At 67.7% G+C, this 2,554-nt stretch carries 3 protein-coding genes; 1 reads left to right on the forward strand and 2 read right to left on the reverse strand.

Annotated features, from left to right (window positions below; all coding sequences use genetic code 11):
* Positions 1-252: 252 nt before the first annotated feature.
* Entirely contained in the window at positions 253-1,161 is a 909-nt protein-coding gene (locus WA702_RS10510) for a DMT family transporter (RefSeq protein ID WP_425110450.1), read from the forward strand.
* A 3-nt stretch (positions 1,162-1,164) separates the two neighbouring features.
* Here WA702_RS10510 and WA702_RS10515 read toward each other — a convergent pair whose 3' ends face one another.
* Entirely contained in the window at positions 1,165-2,178 is a 1,014-nt protein-coding gene (locus WA702_RS10515; protein ID WP_425110451.1) for a zinc-dependent alcohol dehydrogenase family protein, read from the reverse strand.
* A 58-nt stretch (positions 2,179-2,236) separates the two neighbouring features.
* Positions 2,237-2,554: helix-turn-helix domain-containing protein (locus WA702_RS10520; protein WP_425110452.1), on the reverse strand; the 318-nt coding region annotated here is incomplete at its 5' end.

Consider the following 2,554-nt stretch of genomic DNA (forward strand, 5'->3'; position numbering starts at 1 on the left):
CGCAAAGCCTGCTGCTGTTGTCGTTGCGAGGAGCCGCAGGAGACGAGGCAATCCGGGACAACACGAAGATTCTGGATTGCTTCCGCCGTCGCCCTTCAGGCTATGGCGGACACGTCGCTTCGCTCGCAATGACGACAGCTAAGCTTGACGCCCAGCAGGCTTCCATCAACAGTTCGCCCGGCATCGAAACATGCTCCGACGTCGCGGGATTACGGATAGCAAACCGGCTGCTCCCGAATCCCGCGAGGCGTCATGACCGCAAGACCCACCGTCGCGACCGAGCTCGCGCTGCTCGTCCTGCTCTCCACGCTGTGGGGCGCGTCCTACACTTTCATCAAGCTCGGCGTCGCCACCATCCCGCCGCTGACATTGATCGCGGCACGCACGCTGATCGCCGGGCTGGTGCTCACGGCTGTGATCCGCGCCCGCGGCCTTGCCTGGCCAGGTGACGCCGCGACCTGGCGCAAATTCCTCGGCCAGGCCTGCCTCAACAGCGTCGTCCCGTTCACGCTGATCGCCTGGGCCGAACAGGCGGTGGACGCGGGGCTCGCCACCATCCTCAACTCGACCTCGCCGATCTTCGCTTTCCTGCTGACCGCGCTGGTAACGCGCCACGAGGCGGTCACGCTGCGCAAGCTGGTCGGCGTCGCCGCTGGCCTGGTCGGCATCTGCCTGCTCGTCGGCATCGAGGCGCTGCATGGGCTCGGCGATATGCTCTGGGCCCAGCTCGCGATCGTCGCCGCCACCATCTGCTATGCGGGCGCCGCAATCTACGGCAAGGGCTTCAAAGGCCTCGACCCCATGCTGCCAGCGGCGGGCTCGCTGCTGGCCGGCACGGCCCTGCTGCTGCCGGCCGCGCTGGTGATCGACCGTCCCTGGACATTGGCGCCGTCAGCGGCGTCACTGGAGGCGCTGCTGGCGCTGGCGACCATCTCCACCGCGCTCGCGCTGGTGATCTATTTCCGCCTGGTGCAGACGCTCGGCTCGATCGGCGCGACAGCGCAATCCTATCTGCGGGTGCCGATCGGAGTTGCGATCGGCGTGCTGGCGCTCGGCGAACGTCTGTCACCGACCGCCTGGCTCGGGCTCGGCTGCGTCGTGGCCGGCGTCATCGCGATGACCTTGCCGGCGCGCAAGACGATCGTCGCCACGACAGGCTGAGCCTCAGCCGATCGCAACCACCACCTTGCCGAAATGCGCGCCACTGGCCATGTGGTGGAACGCCTCTTTTACTTGATCGAACGCAAACACCCGATCGACCACCGGCTTCGTGCCATGCAGCGCGAGCGCGTCGCAGAACGCCTGCAGATCCTCGACCGAGCCGACCGTGACACCCTGCAGCCGCTGCTGCTGCATCACCATCAGTGGCAGCCGCAGCTCGGCCGGCGGCGGGCCGGCGAGCACGCCGATGAAGGCGATGCTGCCGCCGATGCGGGTGGCGCGGATCGACTCATTGAGCGTGCCGACGCCGCCGACCTCGACCACGAGATCGACGCCATGGCCGGTGATTTCGCGCGCCCGCTTGCCCCAGTCCGGCGTGGTCTTGTAGTTCAAAGTCACGTCGGCGCCGAGCGCCTGCAGCCGCTCGATCTTCGCCTCACTGGACGAGGTCGCGATCACCCGCGCGCCGCAGAGCTTGGCGATCTGCAGCGCAAAAATCGAGACGCCGCCCGTGCCCTGTGTCAGCACTGTCTGTCCGGGCCGGATGTTGCCGAGCTTGACTACCGCGCTCCAGGCGGTGAGCCCGGCGCACGGCAATGTCGCCGCCTCGACATCGCTGAGATGATCAGGCGTCTTCACCACCGCGTTCGCCTTGAAGACGCGATATTGGCTCAAGGTGCCGTCCACCGCGCCGCCAAGCGCGGTGCGCATCTTCACTTCCGACGGTTCGCCGCCGAGCCAGCCCTCGAAGAAGCTGCCGATGACGCGATCGCCCACGGCGAAGCCGCGCACATCATCGCCGACCGCTTCCACCACGCCGGCGCCGTCCGAGCACGGCACCAGCGGGAACTTCTGCCGCGCGCCATAGCCGCCCTTCACCGTCAAGAGGTCGCGATAGTTCAGGCTCGCCGCCGTGAGCCGCACCATCAGCTCGCCCTTGCCGGCCTGCGGTACGGGCTTGTCGACCAGCGCCAGCTCGTCGATCCCGCCCGGCCCCTGCAGCTCATAGCATTTCACCGACCGCTCCTCCGCAATGTCTGATTTAACAACATCGTGGCGCGGTTCGCCGGGAGGATCAAGCGCGCCGCGGCCGCCTGATCTGGCTTGGCGGCCGGTGATAGATCGCGGCAAAGGCGGCGTTGAAGCGACGCAGGCTGCCGAAGCCTGACTGCAGCGCGATCTCGGTCATCGGCCAATCCGTGGTGTCGAGCAGCCGCTTGGCACGCTGCACGCGGATCGTCTGCGCCACCTGGATCGGACTTGCGGCGAGATGACGCTGAAATAGGCGATCGAGATGCCGCGCCCCGATCCCGAGCCGCGCGGCCAGCTCCTCCACGCCGCCGCCGTCGAGCGCGCCACGATCATCAGCCGCAACGCGCGCGCGACCGTCGTG

The sequence above is a fragment of the Bradyrhizobium sp. genome (assembly GCF_049798375.1).
Classification (GTDB): domain Bacteria; phylum Pseudomonadota; class Alphaproteobacteria; order Rhizobiales; family Xanthobacteraceae; genus Bradyrhizobium.

Excerpts from the sequence above, each read along its gene's own strand:
- WA702_RS10510 (WP_425110450.1), top strand. The coding sequence starts at position 253 with ATGACCGCAAGACCCACCGTCGCGACCGAGCTCGCGCTGCTCGTCCTG.